The sequence below is a fragment of the Candidatus Laterigemmans baculatus genome, assembly GCF_010367455.1.
GTDB classification, from domain to species: Bacteria; Planctomycetota; Planctomycetia; order Pirellulales; family Pirellulaceae; genus Laterigemmans; species Laterigemmans baculatus.
Genome location: NZ_WRPR01000044.1, coordinates 1 through 19,495 on the forward strand (window position 1 = coordinate 1; position 19,495 = coordinate 19,495).

At 62.6% G+C, this 19,495-nt stretch carries 15 protein-coding genes; 4 read left to right on the forward strand and 11 right to left on the reverse strand.

Annotation, left to right across the window (positions count from 1 at the left end):
• Nucleotides 1-408: 408 nt before the first annotated feature.
• Together GNK13_RS10135 and GNK13_RS10140 are read right to left on the reverse strand one after the other, a co-directional pair.
• Nucleotides 409-630 carry a hypothetical protein gene (locus GNK13_RS10135; protein WP_164102407.1) on the reverse strand — a complete coding sequence of 74 codons (222 nt, stop codon included), beginning with the start codon at nt 628-630 and terminating at the stop codon, nt 409-411.
• Between the two features lie 180 nt (nt 631-810).
• Nucleotides 811-1,320 (reverse strand): DUF1569 domain-containing protein, encoded by a 510-nt coding sequence (locus GNK13_RS10140; RefSeq protein WP_164102408.1) that lies wholly within the window; start codon nt 1,318-1,320, stop codon nt 811-813.
• 431 nt (nt 1,321-1,751) lie between these two features.
• Between GNK13_RS10140 and GNK13_RS10145 the strand changes: the two genes are divergently transcribed.
• Genes GNK13_RS10145 through GNK13_RS10155 form a run of 3 tightly spaced genes read left to right on the forward strand, consistent with a single transcriptional unit; the run spans nt 1,752 to nt 6,045 of the window.
• Nucleotides 1,752-3,248, forward strand: a complete 1,497-nt coding sequence (locus GNK13_RS10145) for a DEAD/DEAH box helicase family protein (protein ID WP_164102409.1) — start codon at nt 1,752-1,754, stop codon at nt 3,246-3,248.
• Nucleotides 3,242-4,471, forward strand: a complete 1,230-nt coding sequence (locus GNK13_RS10150) for a DUF790 family protein (protein ID WP_164102410.1) — start codon at nt 3,242-3,244, stop codon at nt 4,469-4,471. Before GNK13_RS10145 ends, GNK13_RS10150 begins: the two co-directional genes overlap by 7 nt.
• Entirely contained in the window at nt 4,471-6,045 is a 1,575-nt protein-coding gene (locus GNK13_RS10155) for a sulfatase family protein (RefSeq protein WP_164102411.1), read from the forward strand. Before GNK13_RS10150 ends, GNK13_RS10155 begins: the two co-directional genes overlap by 1 nt.
• On the opposite strand, the gene GNK13_RS10160 is transcribed toward GNK13_RS10155, so the two are convergent.
• From GNK13_RS10160 to GNK13_RS10195, 8 genes are all read right to left on the reverse strand, one after another.
• Nucleotides 6,042-7,103 carry an NADP-dependent oxidoreductase gene (locus GNK13_RS10160; protein ID WP_164102412.1) on the reverse strand — a complete coding sequence of 354 codons (1,062 nt, stop codon included), beginning with the start codon at nt 7,101-7,103 and terminating at the stop codon, nt 6,042-6,044. The genes GNK13_RS10155 and GNK13_RS10160 overlap by 4 nt on opposite strands.
• A gap of 35 nt (nt 7,104-7,138) precedes the next feature.
• The gene (locus GNK13_RS10165; protein WP_164102413.1) at nt 7,139-9,379 is read right to left on the reverse strand and encodes an alpha/beta hydrolase family protein; all 2,241 of its coding nucleotides are present in this window, start codon (nt 9,377-9,379) and stop codon (nt 7,139-7,141) included.
• A 339-nt stretch (nt 9,380-9,718) separates the two neighbouring features.
• Entirely contained in the window at nt 9,719-10,654 is a 936-nt protein-coding gene (locus tag GNK13_RS10170; protein ID WP_164102414.1) for a cytochrome c oxidase assembly protein, read from the reverse strand.
• Between the two features lie 23 nt (nt 10,655-10,677).
• Complete coding sequence (locus tag GNK13_RS10175) at nt 10,678-11,091, reverse strand: hypothetical protein (RefSeq protein WP_164102415.1); 414 nt, start codon at nt 11,089-11,091, stop codon at nt 10,678-10,680.
• A gap of 20 nt (nt 11,092-11,111) precedes the next feature.
• Complete coding sequence (gene ctaD / locus GNK13_RS10180) at nt 11,112-13,619, reverse strand: cytochrome c oxidase subunit I (RefSeq protein WP_164102416.1); 2,508 nt, start codon at nt 13,617-13,619, stop codon at nt 11,112-11,114.
• Nucleotides 13,616-14,698 (reverse strand): cytochrome c oxidase subunit II, encoded by a 1,083-nt coding sequence (gene coxB / locus GNK13_RS10185; RefSeq protein ID WP_164102417.1) that lies wholly within the window; start codon nt 14,696-14,698, stop codon nt 13,616-13,618. The genes ctaD and coxB overlap by 4 nt, the downstream gene beginning before the upstream one ends.
• Before the next feature lie 296 nt (nt 14,699-14,994).
• Entirely contained in the window at nt 14,995-16,443 is a 1,449-nt protein-coding gene (locus GNK13_RS10190; protein WP_164102418.1) for a menaquinol-cytochrome c reductase cytochrome b/c subunit, read from the reverse strand.
• A 50-nt stretch (nt 16,444-16,493) separates the two neighbouring features.
• Nucleotides 16,494-17,063, reverse strand: a complete 570-nt coding sequence (locus GNK13_RS10195) for a QcrA and Rieske domain-containing protein (RefSeq protein ID WP_164102419.1) — start codon at nt 17,061-17,063, stop codon at nt 16,494-16,496.
• A gap of 243 nt (nt 17,064-17,306) precedes the next feature.
• On the opposite strand from GNK13_RS10195, the gene GNK13_RS10200 reads away from it, so the two are divergent.
• Entirely contained in the window at nt 17,307-18,215 is a 909-nt protein-coding gene (locus GNK13_RS10200; protein WP_164102420.1) for a hypothetical protein, read from the forward strand.
• Nucleotides 18,216-18,338: 123 nt separating this feature from the next.
• Here GNK13_RS10200 and GNK13_RS10205 read toward each other — a convergent pair whose 3' ends face one another.
• On the reverse strand, nt 18,339-19,403 hold the full coding sequence (locus GNK13_RS10205) for a sodium:calcium antiporter (protein ID WP_235935020.1): 1,065 nt from the start codon (nt 19,401-19,403) through the stop codon (nt 18,339-18,341).
• Between the last annotated feature and the right edge of the window lie 92 nt (nt 19,404-19,495).

Sequence of the window (19,495 nt, forward strand, 5' to 3'; positions counted from 1 at the left end):
GGGGAAATCTAGAAGCCAAACATCTGTGTTATCCGAGCTATCTGCGGTTCAATTCCCCACCCTTCCTTCGTGCACGGAGAGGGAAGGACCGCGGATAGCAGGGAGAACGCGGATGAAGGGGAAATCTAGAAGTCAAACATCCGTGTTATCCGAGCTATCTGCGGTTCGACTCCCCACCCTTCCTACACGCGCGGAAAGGGAAGGACCGCGGATAGCACGGAGAACGCGGATGATGGGGAAACCTAGAAGTCAAACATCCGTGTTATCCGAGCTATCTGCGGTTCAATTCCCCACCCTTCCTTCGTGCTCTTCGTGTCTGTCGTGGTCCTCCGTCTTTCGGAATCCTCAGGCGTACAAGGGCGCGCATCGATTTCGTCAGAGCTAGCGATTTTGAAATCAAGACAACACTCACGGTTGTCGCTCGAGCACGGCGGTCAGCTTGGAATCATCAGGGAGGCGCACCACTGTCGGCTTGTCGTATGAAACGCGCACCTGCTTTGAGCAATCGCCCGCCGGCGAGCCCGTTGTCTCGATGGTCAGCAAGATGGCTCGATCGGTGATCTCGTCGACAATCCAGCGTTGACTCGACCGATTTCCATGGCTGTCCTGCTCTCCCGATTCCGAAAGCACGCCGGTTCGCTCCACACGGTGAAGACCGCGAGAACCCCCAGCCGGCCCGTCCACGACAATCCGAAGCATCGGCGCATCGGTGCTGGAACCGCTACACCCAAACAACAACCCACAAACCAGGAGAGAGGCGAGTCGATGCATGGCGTTTTCTCCAAGGCGCTGTTTGTGAGCGGGCTATTGCTAGTGGGAGTCCGGGCTAGGCTCCGACGGCAAGACGTAGCTCAGATGATGCTCGGCGTGGCGCAGGTGAAGCTGCTCCCATTCTTCTGGCGTGAGCTTGCCGAGCAGGGGACTGGGGGCTCGAGTTGGCTCAGCTCTTAGGCGTGCGATGGCGCGGCGCAGATGTTCTAACCCTTCGCTGTCGCTCACCGGCCCCTGCGGCACGAGCCGCGGGTCCGCGTCCGCCGGCCAGCGAAACCCGGCAGGCACGGGTCGGCGAAGGATCTGCTTGCGAAACGGCCGCAGGACGACTCGCAGCGGCCAGGCGATGCGGGCCGGGACGCCGTCGATCGAGAACTCCATCCAAGTCGCCAAGTGGTCCAGAATCTGACCGAGCGACCAGTTCCCCACGGTCTGTACACGCGACTGCGAGAGCCGCTCCCCCTCGCCGAGAATGTCTTCCAAGCTCTGAAACGCCAGTTGTCGTCGGCCCCGGGACGAGGGGCAGTTAATCGTTTTGTCGGTCCTCATGCGTTTCCCGCCTGTCGAATCAATCCGAACTCGCTCCTGCGTCTGGCACTCCAGGCTGAGCTTTAGCTTTTGCCCTCTACGAATCGTAACCTGTCGATTGAATAGCCGCGAAGGGCACGAAGAGCGCGAAGGAAAAGTGGGGAGCTGAACCAAGGATAGCGCAGACAACACAGATTCTGGACTTCTCCGTTTTCATCCGCGTTCTCCGTGCTATCCGCGATCTTCCCTTTCCGTGCTTTTTCGTGTCCTTCCGTGGCCACCATTCGTTTGATTCGTATCATTCGTGGTTGTTTCCCCGGCCAGGATCTCCACATCGCTTCCGTTCGAGCAGCAGCTCTTATCCTGACAGCAGGAAGGAGCCAACGATGAGGAACCCGGGTAGGATGGAGAAACTGCCTTTCTTTCCCTTCGCTCGATCCCTTCGCCTCCTGATGCCTGCGTTTCCCGCCCCGCCTTGCCCCGAGGATGCCCCGGTTTGCCTCAGTTTCCACGAGGGGACGTTGCGGCTGCGAGGGCTCCGGCCACGGGCCGTGCAGCGGATTTTTGGCGAAGCGGGCGAGCCCCAGGTGGCGGGGAAGGCGGAGCAGGCGGACGATGGGCCCGAGTGGGTTTTTGATGACCGGGACGATTGCTTTCGCACTGATGCGGTCCATTATCGGCAAGTTGTTGCGCGGCTTCACGCGGGCCTTGCCAGTGGGTTCCGCGATGAGGTGCCGCAGTGGACGGCGATCGACTTGACGCTGCGGCGGGAGTCTCCGCAGGCCCTGCAGCTCCGCCCTGATCAGCTGCAAGCGACCGAGGCTTGGGTTGCCGGCGGCCGCCAGGGAGTAATCGTGATGCCCACGGGAACGGGCAAAACGGTAGTGGCAATCGAGCTGATGATCCGCGCGGGGACCAGCACGCTCGTCGTCGCCCCGATCCGCGACCTGATGTACCAGTGGCACCAGCGGTTGTTGTCGGCGACCGGCATCGACGCTGGGATCATCGGCGACGGGGTGCATCGCGTGAGCCCGATCAGCGTGACGACTTACGACAGCGCGGCGATCCATGGGCCGCGGTTGGGAAACCGGTTTGGGCTCATCATCTTCGACGAGGTGCATCATCTGCATGGTGCATGGCGGACCGACGCAGCGCGGATGTCGGCTGCACCGCTGCGTCTCGGACTGACCGCCACTCCCCCGGCTGATCCCGAGCGGCTGCAGGAACTCCGCGAGTCGGTCGGCCCGACCGTGTACAGCCAAGCGATCACCGCCGCTCGCGGTCAGACGCTGGCGGACTATCGCATCAAGCGGATCGCGGTCCATTTGGAAGCGGAGATGCGGGATCGCTACCGCAGTCTCGCGGCGCACGTCCAGCGGTTTGTAGCGGACCGCCGGGAACTCGACCCCAAATTCCGCTGGGAGCAAATCTTCAAGCTCACCGCGACCGATCCGGAAGCCCGCCGCTGTCTACGTGCGTATCGGCTGAAACGGCGGATCGAAGAGCGGGCGAGCGAAAAGCTGCGGGTGCTCGAAGACCTCTTTCGGCTCCACGCTGGCGAGCCGGTGCTGGTGTTCGTCGGCTCCAACGCGATGGCCCGCGACGTCTCGATGCGGTTCCTGATTCCCTGCCTGCTGAGCCACTGCGGGAAGCGCGAGCGTGCCGACCTGCTGAGCGGGCTTGCCAAGGGCCGCTATCCCGCCTTGGTTGCCAACCGCGTCCTGGACGAGGGAGTCGATTTGCCCGCGGTCAACGTCGCGATCGTGATCGGCGGATCGGCCAGCAGCCGGCAAGCGACGCAGCGGCTCGGACGTGTGCTGCGCAAAGGACGCGGCGACGAAGCGATTTTGTACGAGGTCGTCACCGCCGATACCGCGGAGGTGCAGCGGAGCCGGACCCGCCGACGAACCGCAGCCTTCAAGAAAAGCGACACGGCGAAGCGATGCTGACTAGCGCGCAGTGCATCGTCGAGTATGACTTTGCGCGGCGGCTCGCGGTCCCGGACCGATTGAGTCGCAAGCGAGACGAGCGCTACCTCCGCGCCGCAGCCCGGCTGCTGGCCATTTACCGCCGCGGCGTCGGCAGCCCACGAGGCGAGCTTCACCGCCGCGTGGGGCGGGTCCTCGAAGCATTTGACGACTGTCCGCCTCGCCGCGTCGCCGCCTTCTGCAAGCTGCTCGACGATGCCTCCAGCTTTGCCTCCGCCGGCCGCAGCGCGGCGGAGCTTCGCCGCCGCGTCTTCTCGCTCGCCGCCGATCGGCATCCGCTAGTCACTCGCCCCGAAGGCATCTTCGAATCCACTCTCGAGCAAGCCCACCGAGAGATCGCGGCAGAGCTCGGCCGATCTTGGCAGGAGATCGAGGCCAACCTGTTTGCCGATGTGATCGAATTGCAGCGTCTGCAAGCATTCGATAGCGATTGGCAACCAGCGGAGCTGTTGGCCGCTTATAATGTGGCCCAAACCCAGGCCTTGCTATACCGTGCGGTGCGGATGACGGTGACTGCCAGCGAAGACATGAAGACCATTCTGCGGCACGCAAAGCTGGCCGGGCTCATGCATGAGATTCGCCGACTTGAAGACGGGCGTTACTGGTTCATTTTCGATGGCCCTGCATCGGCGCTACGAAATACGTCGAGGTATGGCGTTCGTTTCGCAAGGATGATTCCGAAACTACTCAGCTGCCAAGGCTGGCAGTTGCAAGCCACCATCGCCGGCCCACGCAATCAGTTTCTTGAGTTCCGCTTGTCGCCCGACGATCGACTCCGAAGCCCGCTCGCTGCTCCCGAACCGTTCGACTCGACGCTCGAAGCGGAGATCGTGGAGCGTTGGCATGCAGCGACTCCCGATGGCTGGCGACTGGAGCGAGAGAGCGAGATCTTGCATCGCGGCCAGCAGGTCTTTACTCCTGACTTCGTGCTGCGCCGGGAGGGAGACGATTCGCCGATCTATGTCGAGCTGGTGGGTTATTGGACACCCGAGTATCTCGACGAGAAGCGAAATCAACTGCAACAATTCGCTTCGCACCGCTGGATATTGATCGTCACGAAAAGCAATTCAAAATTTACCGAGCGAGCTCAACTTCCCACCTTGCAACTCACGGGAACATTCAAGCCCACGGAGTTGGTCGAGCTTGCTACGACCTATTACGCGTCTCGCACCTTGGAGCGATGATGAGAATTTTGCTTTTGCTACTGGCGTTCGTTTCGTTCGCGTCGTTCTTCTCCGAGCGGGGGATGGCCGACGAACCGAATACCGCGAATCGGCTTCCCAACATCCTGGTGGTGCTGGCCGACGACTTGGGCTTTGGCGACGTCTCTTGCAACAATCCCCGGTCGAAAATTCCCACCCCGCATGTGGCTCGACTGGCCGAGGAAGGGATGCGATTCGTCGATGCCCACACTCCGTCGGCCGTCTGCACGCCCACGCGGTACGGGTTGCTCACCGGACGCTACTGCTGGCGGACGCGGCTCACCGAGCGCGTGCTCGACGGTTTCGATCCGCCGCTGATCGAGCCCGATCGGGTGACGGTGGCTTCGCTGCTTCGCGAGCAGGGCTACGCCACGGCCTGCATCGGCAAGTGGCACCTGGGGATGCAGTGGACCGACTGCGACGGGGAACCGGTTCCCGCGGTGCCCACCGATCGCCGCGGACCGCCTCGCGGTGGCCTGGAAGTCGATTACACGGTGCCGCTCGCGGGTGGTCCGACCGCGGTCGGCTTTGACCGCTACTTTGGAATCTCCGCTTCGCTGAACATGTCCCCTTTTTGCTATCTCGAGAATGACCGGCCGCACCGGCTCCCGGTATTGCCTCAGCCGAGAATGCGCGACGCGAATTTCATGGCGGTCGACGAAGGAGTGCGGTCACCCGATTTCACTATCCACGGCGTGATGCCGCGACTGGCAGGTGAAGCGATCGGCTTCATCGAGCAGCACGTGGCCAGCCATCCCAATCAGCCTTTCTTCCTCTACACCGCGCTCACTTCGCCGCACCTGCCGGTCGTCACCAATGCAGAATATCGTGGCAAAAGCGAGGCGGGAGAGTATGGAGATTTTGTGGTCGAAACCGATGCGTTCTTGGGAGCGATGCTCGAGACGCTCGACCGCACGGGGCTGGCCGACAATACTCTGGTGATCTTCACCTCCGACAACGGAGGTCTCTATCACTACTGGCAAGCCCAAGAAACCGATGACGTCGCCCATTATAAGATTCGTGGGCGGGCCGCGTACATCCGCGAATTCGAGCATCAGAGTAACGCTCATCTGCGCGGCACGAAGGCCGACATCTGGGAAGGTGGGCACCGCGTTCCGTTTATCGTTCGCTGGCCGGGACACACACCCGCCGGTGCCGTGAGTGAGCAGCTCGTGGAGCTGACCGATCTAATTGCCACCGCCGCGGCCATCGTGGGAGTCGAGCTGCCACCGGGAGCCGGTCCCGACAGCCGTAACATTTTGCCGGCGCTGCTCGAGTCCGAGCCTGACGAGCCGGTGCGAGAATTTTCGATCCACCATTCCCTGTGGGGCGAGTTCGCGATTCGTCAGGGTCCCTGGAAGTTGATTCCCAGCCGAGGCTCCGGCGGGTTTACCGTTCCGCGGGAGCTGGACCCGGAAACCGAGGGCGGTCCGCTTGGCCAGCTCTACCATTTGGAATCGGATCCCTCGGAGACGACCAACTTGTATGACGATCATCCCGAAGTTGTCGCCCGGCTCGGCGAGCTGCTGAAAACCGTTCAGACCAACGGCAGCTAATCGGCGGTGTGGGCGGTGTGGGCGGTGTGGGCGGTGGGATCGTGGCCGACGCGGATAATTTTCTTGCCAAAGTTTTCGCCTCGAAGCAGCCCGATCAGCTCGCCCGGAGCGTTTTCCAAACCGTCGGTGATATCCTCGCGGTATTTGATTCGGCCCTCCTGCAGCCAGCCGCTGACGTCCGCGCGGAACTGCGGCGTTTGATCGGCAAAATCGCTGACGATAAACCCGCGGAAGGCGAGCCGCTTGCTGAGAATCGCGTGCATCAATAACGGCAGCCGATCGGGCCCTTCCGGCAATCCGGTCGCGTTGTAGTGAGCGATCAACCCGCACACCGGGATGCGGGCAAACCGATTCAGCAGCGGGAGTACCGCGTCAAAAACGGCTCCACCGACATTCTCAAAATAGACATCGATTCCCGTCGGACAGACCTCCCGCAATCGCTCTTCCAACCCTTCCGCACGATGGTCCAGGCAGTCATCGAAGCCGAGTTCCTCTTTGACGAACCGGCATTTCTCGGCTCCACCTGCGATCCCGATCACGCGGCAGCCTTTGATCCGAGCGATCTGCCCCACCACCGAGCCGACCGCGCCCGAAGCAGCGGCGACGACGAGCGTCTCGGCCGGCCGCGGCTGGCCGATCGTCAATAGTCCGGTGTAGGCGGTCAGCCCCGGCATCCCCAGTACACCGAGCCCGTAAGAAATCGGCCCCAGCTTGGGATCGAATTTTTCGACGCCGCTGCCATCGGAAATTGCATACTCCTGCCAACCGAGCGGAGCGATGACGATATCGCCCGCTGCGAATCCCCGAAGCTTCGACTCGACGACTTCGCCCACCGCCCCGCCTTCCATCACCTGCCCGATCTCGAGCGGCGGCGCGTACGACTCGCCCGCATTCATCCGGCCCCGCATGTACGGGTCGAGGGAGAGATAGATCGTGCGAAGCAGCATCTGCCCTGAACCGCAGCTGGGCACTTCACATTCGACCAACTCAAAATCGTCGGCCGTCGGTTCCCCTTGGGGGCGGGCGGCTAGGCGAATCTGACGGTTCTTCTCAGGCATCGGTTGCGACTCCGGTTCTTGGCGGCTCAATCCACTCACTGCTCGATCGCTTCTTTCCAGAGCCGTCCCGCATCGCTCTCGGCCAGGATCTTCAGCGTTGGTTGGCGACTCCCAGCAGCCTTGCCACGAGCATCGAAGATTCGCTCGGTCACCTGCAGACTCTCCGGCCGCTCACCGAGAACCGTCAGTGAGCCCTCGGCGGACAAGGCCAGCAGCCCGGGAAGATCCAGGTAGCGCACCGCGCCGGGAAGAAACTGCGAGTGATCGATCGCCGGCGTGCTGGCAAAGCGAAAACCGTTCGTCTCCAGAACACAGCCGGCGAACCGCTCGGGAGCCAGCGCTCGGGCAATCGCCGCTGCGGGAGCGAGCCCGTCACAGCCGACCAGGCGGATCGGCAGTCCAGCCGCCGCTTCGGCCCCCGCCTGCCGCTCGGCGTACTGCTGGATCCCTGCGGCTGCCGCAACGAGTTGGCGGGCTTGGCGAACCACCAGCGGCGCGTTGTACCCATACGTGTAAGCCGCAGCCAACCGATCTTCGCGGACCAGCGGTTGACGCTCTTCGCCGCTCCCTTCCAGCTCCGCCACGACCACCGCCCAGCCGGCAGCGACCGCGGCCGCAATCCCTTCCCTCGCGGCGGCTTCCGCTTCATCCTCCGCTTGACCCTCGGCCGCATCCGCCGCGTCGGAGCCATTGGAACTGAGCAGCGCCGCGCCACCAGGGTGGGCGACCAGCAGCACTCCCCGAGGCTCGGCATCGGAGCGGAGTCCATGCACCGCGACGCGGCGGCCGTCGCCAAAGATTGCTTCGCCGTGGCCTCGGATCATCCCCGCTTCGCGCGTCTCCGCGGTGGCCTCTTCGCTAATCGAGACCTCAGCCGGTGGAGGACCAAGAACCACTTTCCAGCCCGCCGCAACCGTTTCGTCAAATTGCTGGCCCCCATCGTTTTCCGCCGCTTCAACCGCCGCTCGCAATGGTTGCTCGGTTTGCTCGGCCCACTTTCGCAGCAAGCGACGTTCGAAGTCGGTGCCCCCCTCGGGCCGTGGATGCGATTCGCTCCAGACCGTCAGCTCCGCTTCGCCGAGCCGCTCGAAGTCAGATTCGAGCACCGGCATCTCCAACCCCAGCTCAAAAGCTTTGTTGATAAAGCCATACATCGCCGTGCGACTGACATGGTTGTAGTTGTGGCCGTAGTGCACCGCCGGGTGGAGCGCGACAGCGTCCCCGGCGTTCCACAGTCCATAGAGTTGCTTGAGTTCCGGAAACCCATCCTCCGGCATCGTCCGCGTCCAATCGTCCGCGGCGGTCAGCCCCAACGGACGAGGAGCGATCGCCGCTGCAATCTCCACGTTGCCGGTCCCATCCCGGAGCAGGCAAGCATTCTCGCAGGTGCAGCCTCCCTGCATGCCGGTGCTGACCATGACGGCCGGGAAAGCGGCAGCAATCCGCTCGTCGATCGCCGCCGCGATGAAGCTCTGCGTGCCGCCGCCGCTGGCTCCGGTGATCGCGATCCGCTCGGCGTCCACCTGCGGAAGCTTTCTTAGCACCTCGAGCGCCGTCAGCGAGTGAATCGTTTGCAATGCCATCGACGATTGCAGATGCCCTTCGGCGAGTGGGCTATAGAGCAACCATCCGGCCTCGGTGGGCTGATTCTCCTCGGCCGACTGGCGAGCGTAGCGGTGGGCCCGCTCAAAGGAGATCTGACTGCTGTCGGCATAACCCAGCATGTCATAGAGCAACACGGTGCAGCCCATTCGCGCCAGCTGCACGCAGCGGGCCTGAATTGGGGAACGAGCCGCGGCCATGTACCGCTCAGCACCGCTGGCAATCTGATTGCGCGCCGCCGGCTCCCCGGCATCATGGAACCGTCCCTCAGGCCAGTGGCCGTGCGGACAGAGAATCCCCGGCCCCGGTTCGGCACGCGGCGGATAAGGTCGATACAAACTGCCGGTCACATGCAAGCCGTGCAAACTCTCGATCGTGATCGGCGCGACCGAATAGCCGGGTGCTTCCTGCGTGGCGGCAAACACCCGCTCCTCGCCGATCCACGGCTCCGCATCGGAGACCGTGGGCATCGGCCAGATTCCACAGGCGACCCGAATTCGCTGCCGCACCTCCGCCGCCCGCTCTTTCCACGCGTCAAGCGACTCCGGGGGCGTGAAGGGAAAGTGACTGTCGAGGGTGCGAAGCGGCGGCGGGTCCGCTCCACGCACCGCGGCCAGCGGCAGAGGAACGATCGTAGCCAAGATGATCGACGCGGTGAGCAAGCAACGGGTCACGCGGCACCTCTCTCGGTGGAGCTCGGATCAGTCGGACTCAGATCTGCCAAATACGGAACTGCCAAATACGGAACTGCCAAATACGGATCCGCCAAAGTTGGATCCGTTCAGGCGGCTCACAGCGTAGAGCACCAGGCATCGCCCGGCAACAAAATGATCAGTCGAGCGTGGCCCGCGTCCGGCCAGTGTGAGCCGTAGGCGCTAGCCTCGGGCCTCGCGGCACCCGGTTTTCCACTGCAGTACCCGCGGCTAACGAGAATTATTCATCAGCCGCCGGGCGCTAGCCCCCGGTTTCCAAAAAATGCGGGGATAACCGGACGCTAGCGCGTGGCGGCTGATTTAACACACTGTTTCGTAACGCCCCGCTCGCTCCAGTCCCTGAATCCAACTTGCAAACAATCCTGCTGCGACCACGATATACACCGCGCAGGCCGGCATCCACATGATCGCGCCAGCCAATTGCTGGTCTTCGAGTGGACTTAGATTCCACAGCTCCGTCCGGCCTTCGTAGATCGGATACCAATGCTGGGGTGCGAGCGTCATAAAGATACCCAACACCATTGCATGCAAGGAGGTTGTAAACAGATACAGCACTCCCAAGCCGGGATTAAGCCGCAGATGGCGGCGGTGGTCGATCGCAATCCGCCAAAAGAGACAAGCCGTCAGAAAGAAGGAGAGATGTTCAATGTCATGGACCAGCGGATCGACGAGCGCCCACTGGTACAGCACCGGCAGATGCCAGCCCCAAAGCACCACCGCGTGCAGCAGCCAAATCCACCATGGATTCCATGATGCCCTCCACAGCTCGCCGGCCACACGATTCCACTGCGGCCAATCGCCGACGAGCGATCGCCAGCGGCGGGGCAGAGCCCAAACGGCTGCCAACCCGGGAGCGCCGAGCACCATCAGTGGAGCGGCGACCGCCATCAGGACCATGTGCTGCGTCATATGGACCCACGAGAGATCGTCGCTGAGCACGTCGAGCGGCGACAGGAGGGCGAGACAGACCGCGGCGAGCCCCGCGGCCAGGGCGGCCGCACGCCATACAGGTATCCCGCGTCCCACTCCCGCACGCCGCCACAGCCGATACAACCCCGTGCCGAACCATGCGGCGAGTAGCCCCAGAACGAACACGACCAAGCCGTCGACGTGCCACGCCTGCCACCATGCATCCCCAGCTCGGTAGCCACTTGGATGCGCCTCGGCGACGCCACCCCCGCCCGCCACGATGGCAAGCGAACCGATCCGGCTCAGCTTGGATACTCGGCCGTTCACCCCGATCCTGCCCCCCATCGCGCTCAGCAATCCCGCAGGAAATACAAGATCGGCAGCGCCTCGACCACGATAATGAACACGAAGATCGCTCCAGCCATCACGCCGCTGCGAGCCATAAACACGCGGCCGTCGCTAGCCGCGGAACTGGAGGCAGCAGCGTCGCCGAGCAAACGACGTTTGATCCTTAGCGCGATCAGCGTGGAGGCGACCGCCACGGCCAGCGTGAGGAGGGTGACTAGAATCTCCAGCCAAGCAACTCCCGAAAGCCCTATCCAGTCGATCGTACGAAACGGACTGACGCAGCCAAACTCTGCGACTCCGTACGACAACAACAAGTGCAGCGTCCAGGCCACAGCACCGCCGAGCACCGAAAACCACAGCTGAAACCGATGGACCTGAATGTATTCGCGATTTTCCCCCACCGGCGACGCATCCACGGGTGAATTCTCCACAAGGATCAAAGAACGTATGGTGAGAGATACAACGTCGTAAAAGTACAGACGCCGGCGACGACCACGAAGTACCACAGCAGCGACGTGACCTGCATCTGCAACTTCATCGACCCCTCGCGATCTTCATGTTCGCTCCAGACTCGGATTTGAGCACTCCCCACCAAAGCGAGACCGGCGAGCGTCAGTAGGCTGATGAAGATCGAATGCAGGTAAAACAAAGACCCATAGGCATGGTCGCGATGGGAGAACGGCAACTGCACGAGTCCGTACACCGCGAGCGCTAAGAACGCAGCACCACTGAGTACCACCAGCGTGAACGCGAACTGAATCGCGTTGGCCTTGCCCCCTCGGAACGCCCGGTTCGCCCAAAAAAGTCCCGCCCCACTCACCAGCAGCGTCCCGTAAGTGATCGCCGGGCCGAGCAGGGCAGGGGGGTCGAGCCCTGTCTGCGGCCACTCTGACGCGTACAGCCGGATGTAGAAATAGGCATAGGTCAGGGCGGCAAGCGCGGTGGCGAGGATCGTCAGGAGGCAGATCGTTCCCCACCAGACGGTCGAGCGACTTCCGGTAACGAGAATGGGCAGCCCCTCGCGGCGTCCCAACTCGCTCGACCGGAGCATCGCGATCACGTGGCGATCGGGCCACAGCCACTTGGCGAGCACCCCTAAAGCGAACACGGCCGCGACCAGCGTCACCAAAAAAAGTTTGGTGAGCACCGCTAGGAATGCGATCAACAGCCCCAGCGAGACCAGCAGCGGCCTGTAGCTCGGTCCCGGCAAATACTGGATGCCCTGCGGGGTCGCGTTGACCGCTTCGGTGATCAGGTTTCCCCGCCACGCGGTCGGCTGGCCCCACAACACCTCGCTCGCCCGCTCCGCCAAATCGCCCTCGCTCCCCTTGGGCTCACGGTGCCAGCAGGGATGCCGCCCGCGGACGACCGGCGGTGCCAAAAACATGTACGAGGGAGGTGGCGAGCTGATGCTCCACTCGAGCGTGTCGCCATTCCAGGGATTTTCTCCGGCACGCTCACCCACGAGCAGACTTACGAGCAAGTCGAACAGGAAGATTAGAAAAGCGAATCCAAAGACAAAGGCACCGATGGTTGCCAACACGTTGTGCCCCTCGATACCCAAGCTCTCGGGAAACGTATAAACGCGGCGTGGCATGCCCCAAAACCCCATGAGATGCATGGGGAAGAAGGTCGCATGAAAACCCACGAAAGCGGCCCAGAAGCTCGCATGCCCCAGCAGAGGATTGAGCATCCGGCCGGTGATCTTCGGAATCCAATAGTACAGCCCACCCATTAACGGAAAGACGGCACCACCGATCAACACATAATGGAAGTGAGCGACGATGAAGTAGGTGTCATGGACTTGCCAGTCGAACGGCACGATGGCAATCATCACGCCGGTCATGCCCCCCATGACGAAGATCACCAAAAACCCCAGGATGAACATCAGCGGCGGCTCGAGCGAGGGGCGTCGTCCCCAAAGCGAAGCGATCCAGGCGAAGACCTGAGCACCGCTGGCCAAAGCGATCATCAAACTTGCGGCCGCAAAGAAGCTGAGTGAAAGCTCGGGCAGTCCCGTCGTATACATGTGGTGCGCCCACAGCCCGAAGCTGACAAACGCTGTCACTAGAATTGCAACGGTGATGATCGTGTAACCGAGAAGCCGTCGCGAATAGGTGCCCACGATGGTCGAGACGATTCCGGTTGCGGGCAGGAAGATGATATACACTTCCGGATGCCCAAAGAACCAGAATAGATGCTGCCACAGCAGATTGCTGCCGCCCCGGTTGGGATTGAAGAATTGCGTTCCCGCCGTGCGGTCCAGCTCCAGCAGTAACGTCGCCACCAGCAGCGTTGTGAATGCGAACAGGCTCATCACGCCGACCGCCAACATGGTCCACGCAAAGATCGGCATCCGCCCCAGCGTCATTCCGGGAGCGCGAAACTTGAGCACGGTCACGACGATCTCGACTGCCGCTACGATCCCCGAAAGTTCGACCAGGCTCAGCCCCAGCGCCCAAAAATCCATCCCCATCCCCGAATACCGACTGGCCGACAGCGGCGTATAAGCGAACCAGCCCGCATTGGGAACATCACCGACAAAAAAACTCGCGTAGAATACGAGCCCGCCAAACAGATAGGTCCAGTAGCCGAATGCGGAGAGTCGAGGAAACGCCAGATCGCGTGATCCGAGCATGATCGGAAGAAAATAAACCGCCAGCCCTTCCAGCATCGGCACCGCAAACAAAAACATCATCGTCGAGCCGTGCATGGTGAACAGCTCGTTGTAGGTCTGCGGGCTGAGGAAGGTGTTTTCCGGTACCGTCAGCTGGATCCGCATCAACAGCGCCAGCACTCCTCCGATCAAAAAGAATGCAAAGGCGGTGACCATGAAGCGAACGCCAAGCAGGCGGTTGTTCACCACCGAAAACCAACCCCAAAACCCAGAGGGCTTGCGCCAAATCTGGTGGAGTTGCTCGGATGCCTCTTTGACGTCCTTCACTCCTCTTCCCTTTCATACTGCAGGCTTTGCAGATAACTCACGATCGCTTCGATCTCCTCGGCCGGAGCATGCGTTGGGGGCATATTCACCCCAGGTTTGATCGCTTGCGGGTTGGCTACCCATGCCAGCAAATTTTTTCGCGTATTAGGAATCGTCGCCGCACCTAGCGTTGGTCGGCTGCCGATGTAGGTCAGGTCCGGCCCAGCTTGCCCCACCGCGCGAGTCCCCGCGATGGCGTGACACGCGGCACAGCCGTGGCGGAAGAAGGCGCTACGGCCAGCCGCGACGCGAGGCGAGGCGTAGCGGTCGGCGACTTCGCTGTCCCCCAACTCGCTGTCCGCTAACTCGCTGTCCGCTAACTCGCTGTCCGCTACCTCGCTGTCCGCTAACTCGCTATCCGCCAACTCGCTGTCCGCTGGGGCGTCGCCCGGGCGTTGTTGTCCGGCAATCCAGGCGGCGAATTCTTCGGGCGGTAGCGCTTCGACCGTCAGCGCCATGTGAGCGTGCTGCAGTCCGCAGAACTCCGCGCACTGGCCGCGGAACACTCCCGCGCGCTCCGCTTCGATCCAGAACGCACTGGTCTGGCCAGGCAGCAGATCCCGTTTTCCGTGCAGCTGCGGCACCCAAAAACTATGGATCACGTCGGCCGAAGTGAGCTCGAGCTGGACCGGTTCGCCGACCGGAATATAGATTTCGTTGGCCGTCACGATTCCCTGCCCGGGATACTCGATCTCCCACCACCAGCGATGGCCGACGACGCGGATGGTGAGCCCGGTATCGGGCTGGTGCAGGGCAACGGTCGTGGTCAGCGAATAAATCAGCAGGGGAACGAGGATCACTGCCGGAAGAATCACGCCGCCGACCAGGATGAACGCCCGCCCCTGGTAGCGTGCCCGGCGACCGAGAGGATTGCGGCGGAAAATCGCCAGCGCCGTCAGCACGAACACGGCCAGCGTATAGAGCCCGAGAATCGTCAGCAGCACCCACCACAGCTGGGCCACCGCCTCCGCGGCGGGACCGGCGGGATGCAGCGACGACTGCACGCGGTCCCCCTGGCATCCCGACAAAAGCAGCGCCACGCCAGCCCAGGGCACGAGCTGAAGGGACCTGCGTCGAACCGGTCTCGGCCGAGGAAGGCTCGACTCTGCCAGCAAGCTGCTCTTCAACATTACCCTCCCCTCGGGAGGGTCGGGCTCTAAGGCCCGGGGAGGGCCAATTGAGATCCCCTTCGCTCGTCGTTTGACGCTGCGGATGGCCCTCCCCGCTCGTTCCTCGCGACCCTCCCGGGGGGAGGGTGTTGCGCGTGGTCTCTGACAGAGACTTGGCGGCGCGAGGCGACGCTGGGGAGCGGCTGCGGTGGGCGTTAGATTCGGCACTACTGCTGCCTCGCCGTCTGGACGACCATGACGAAATCGACGAGTCGATCGAGCTCCTCCTCGGAGAGCCGATCTTCGTAGGGCGGCATGGCGACGCCCGGAGGCGGCTGGAGGATGTAGCTCCGCATCTCGGCGTAAGAGAGCGTCTCTCGCAGATCCGCCAGATCGGGCCCGACACCGGGTCCGTGTCCGTCGATCGCGTGGCAGCTGTTGCAGCCATAGCGGGCGAACAACTGCCGCCCCTGCTCGGCCTCCGGCGGCAACACCATCCCCTCTGGAACCGGCGGTGGCGTCGGCTGCGGCCAGGCGGTCCAGGCCGAGCGGATCCGGAGCGAGCTGAGTCCGAGCAAGGCGATGACGCAGGCGCTGACTAGGACGACGGCGATCGGCCGATTGCGCATCCCGCGGTGCGGCCCGCGGTCGATGAACGGCAACAGGATCAAGACCACGAACAGCAGGAGGGGAAAACCGACATAGAAATACGAAGCCAGCCAAGGCGGAAGCAGTGCGGCCAGCGCGCTGAACCACGACCACCACCATTCCTCCATCGGGTACGACGGTTCGGCCAGGTTCGCTTCGGGATAAAGCCGTCCACCGCCGAGCGCGAAGGTCAACCCGATCCCAAGCGCCAAAAATATTGCTCCCATCAACCCCGACTTGGCGACGGTATCGGGATAGAAGATCTCACCGCGCTCCTTCGAAAGCGCGTCGCGTTCATACACCGCGCGTTGCTCGCTAGCCGTTTCCACAGGCCGCTCGCGTTCGGTCGGAGATGTGATGCTGTGCCGGACGACCAGATAGAGGTGATAAGCAATCAGCGACGTGAGCAGTAATGGCCCAATGATCACATGCACCGCATAGATGCGGCTGAGCGTCTCGGAACCAATTTCCGGTCCCCCTTGGACCAACAGCACCAGTTCTTCGCCGATCCAGGGAACGCGGTAGAAGATGTTCAGCGCCACGCGGAGGGCATAGATTCCTCGCTCATCCCAGCGGAGGATGTATCCCAATAGGGACATGATCATCACGCCGAAAAACAAGAAGACGCCGAACAGCCAACTTCCCTCGCGAGGCGACTTGTATCCGCCAAGCAGAATCTGCCGAAAGAGGTGAAAGAACAACATCACCACCATCAAACCGGCAGACCAGTAGTGCAGCCCACGGACGAACCAACCAAGCGGCTGCCCATAGGTGATCTGCCGTACGCTGTCGTAGGCCTCATCGGATGCCGACGAGTAGCTGAGCGTCATCGCGGCACCGGTCACGACCAGCACGATAAAGAGGAGAAAGAGCGTCGCCCCATCTCCAAAATACCAAGATCCCTTTGCAACGCGGCGATCCAATACATGCTGCCAAATCTCGCGTAGCTGGAACCGGTCGCGAACCCAATGCCACGCCGACTTCAGCCGCGATCGTCGGGCGAGCCAGGCGATTGGTCCTGACGCCATGGAGGAGTCCCTTTCTGTGCGGTGCGCGAGAGGTCCGCCGCAGCGGCAATTCAAACCATCGGGGGAACGGACGACAAATCGATCTCGAGCCGCCCGTCGCGGACCCGGTTGGCATAGCGGTACAGCGGCCGGTCGGGAGGCCCCGCCATCCGTTCGCCGTCCTTGGCAAAGATCCCCCCGTGACAGGGGCACAAGAAACAGTGGCTCCCCGGGTCCCAGGTGACCGGACATCCAAGGTCGGTACAGCTCCGCGAGAACACGACGACCTCCTCCGCCGACCGCCGCCAGACGTACACCGACTGGGCCACCGCTGCCCCGCTTGCCCCCTTCGCAGTGGCCCGCTCCGCAGTGGCCCGCCCCGCAGTGGCCCGCCCCTCCGCGGCCCGCTCTGCACCAGACCGCCCCTCGGCAGTGTGCTCCGCCGCAGGCCGCCCGATCACCGCTGACCGAACCTCCCCAACCGGGAACTGCTCGATCGGCCCGAGGCTCCGCCAGGCCGGACCGCGTCGGCGCGCCGACGCCGGGGAAAGCGCCGTGATCAGCGCCGGAATACCGACAACCAAAGCCACCGCCGCCGAGCCCAATTGGACCAAAATCCCCAGTACGGTCCGCCGCTCCATGCCACTCCCCTTTCTGCTGTTCCGCGCTCGTTGCCGATTTTCACGCGCGACGATTGTTACGCTCGGCGATTTTCGCGCGTGCCTGTTTCCCCCGGCGGGAAACGTTTTGTCGCTGCCCGACCCTCATCCAGCCGCCCCTTCGCTGATGGGGACAGCAAGCCGCGTGCCGCTGGCGGGCAGGTGAGAACGGCATCTCGATTGCACTAGGACGGCCTAGCCCGCTCCCGCTTCCAAGGAACCTCCGTGTCAACCTTCCGCTCACGCTTCTCCGCCGCGCTTGTCGCCAGCTCGCTCGCGATCGCACTCGGGGTGGTCGCCAGCTCCTGCAGCCGCTACGCCGCCCCCCCCTCGGCGGACGCACCTCCCACAGCTCCTGGCCCCGCAGCTACTGGCCCCACAGGTTCTGTCGCCGCGACGACTGGCGAGGAGGCCGCCGAGCACGACCACCGCAGCGGGTCCGCCGGGGGCGTGATCAGCTCGCTTGGGGACGATCAATACCACACCGAAGCGGTGCTGCAATCGGGAGGTGCGTTGGTTCTGTTCACGCTCGGGGCGGACGAAACGAAGATCCAAGAAGTGCCCCAACAGGTGCTGACCGCCTACGTCCAGCCGCAGGGCTCAAGCGAGTCTTTTGTGATGATTCTCCAAGCCGAGCCGCTCCCCAGCGATTCTGCCGAGATGACTTCCCGGTTCCTCGGAGAATTGCCCGAGGCGGTCCGCGGCAAGCCGTTCTCGGCGACCATCCCCGCCCTGCGGATCGGCGGAGAGCGGTTTGCGGTGCGTTTCGATTCGCCGGCGGCCACTGCCGAGCCCGCGATGCCTGCACCGCGAGGGATCGACGAAGCCCGTGAGCTCTACCTGACCGCGGAGGGACTTTACACCGAGGCGGATATCGTCGCCAACGGACGCATGACGGCTGCGGAGAAATACGCCGGCTTCCGAGCCAACCACAACCGCGCCCCCAAGCCTGGCACCCCCATCTGCCCGATCACCGAAACGGAAGCCTCGCCGGAGTGCAGTTGGATCATCGGCGGCGAGACTTATACCTTCTGCTGCCCTCCTTGCATTGACGAGTTTCTCGCTCTGGCGAAGGAACACCCGGAACAGGTGCTCGAGCCGCAAGCCTACATCCACCTACCGCAGTCGCCATAGTCGCCATAGTCGCCTTTCGCTCCGCGAAAGTAGTGTTGGCTCGCTACTTTCGCGGAGCGAAAGGTGACTATATTCGCGCTACTTTCGCGGAGCGAAAGGCGACTATGAGGGAGCGAAAGGCGACTATGACTGTGAGATCGACGCGTAGATTACCAGCCCTACCACATACAGAACGAGGACGACCGCGGAGTCGATTCCCATTCCAAAGACGGTACGATCGCGGCGTTCCAACACTCCCCACAGATAGATGCTCGTGGTCATGATTCCCAGGGCCGCCAGAAAGCTAGCCGAGGGCCCCAGCGCATCGATGATTGGTCCCTTGCGGTAGGCGAGGTCCGCAGGCAGAAAGAGAGCCAGCGTGAGGCAGTTGGTCCCCAAAATATTGGCGGTGGCCATATTATAAGCACCAAAGCGGAATGCCGACCATGTTGTGCTGACTTCTGGCAGGCTTGTCACCAAGGCTACCAACGTAGCGCCGACGATTCCTTGACCGATGCCGGTTTGGGCGGCCAGCGTCTCCCCGAGCCGAGCAACCAAATAGCCACATCCTAATACCACCAGCGCCGCCATGCCAAAATAGATGCCCACCTGTTTCGTGGAGACCTCGGCATAAGCCTGATCGTGCACATCCTTCAGGTCCCGTGCCGACTCGGGGGGTTGGCCCACTTCGCCCGCCGGTTCCCATCGCGAGCGATCCTCATAACGGTAGATCACCCACAGGGCGAGGAGATACGCAGCGAATAGCAGCACCGGCCATAAGCCGATGTGAGCGAAGGTAAAAAACTCCCCGCTGGAATTGGCGGCGATGAACCAGCCGAGCAGTTGAATCAGCATTGCGGCTTGCATCAGCAGCGCCGCTTGAGGAGAGAAAAAGGTCAGCGCTTTGCGGCGAAGGACGACCGCATCGAGAACCGCGAGCACGACAATCTGCATCGCGATCCCGCCCACGAGATTCGTCCCCGCCAACGTCGCGGCTCCGGAAGCCGAGGCGGTCACCGTGGTCGCGATTTCAGGAAGACTGGTCGCTCCACCGAGCAGCAGCGCACCGGCGAACGCCCGCCCGAGCCCCGTACGTTCGGCAATTAAATCGACATAAATGCTTAGCTTCGATCCCGCCCACCACACACCGATGGCGGTCACCGCAAAAAGCAGACAATTAAGCCAGACCGAAAGTTCTGCGAAATTCAACGATGGCATCCGACGGGCCGCTGCGAATAAGCTCCAAGGCGTATGAATCAGCCACAGGCATGTGAGCCGACGGCGCTAGCCGCGGGTTCCGC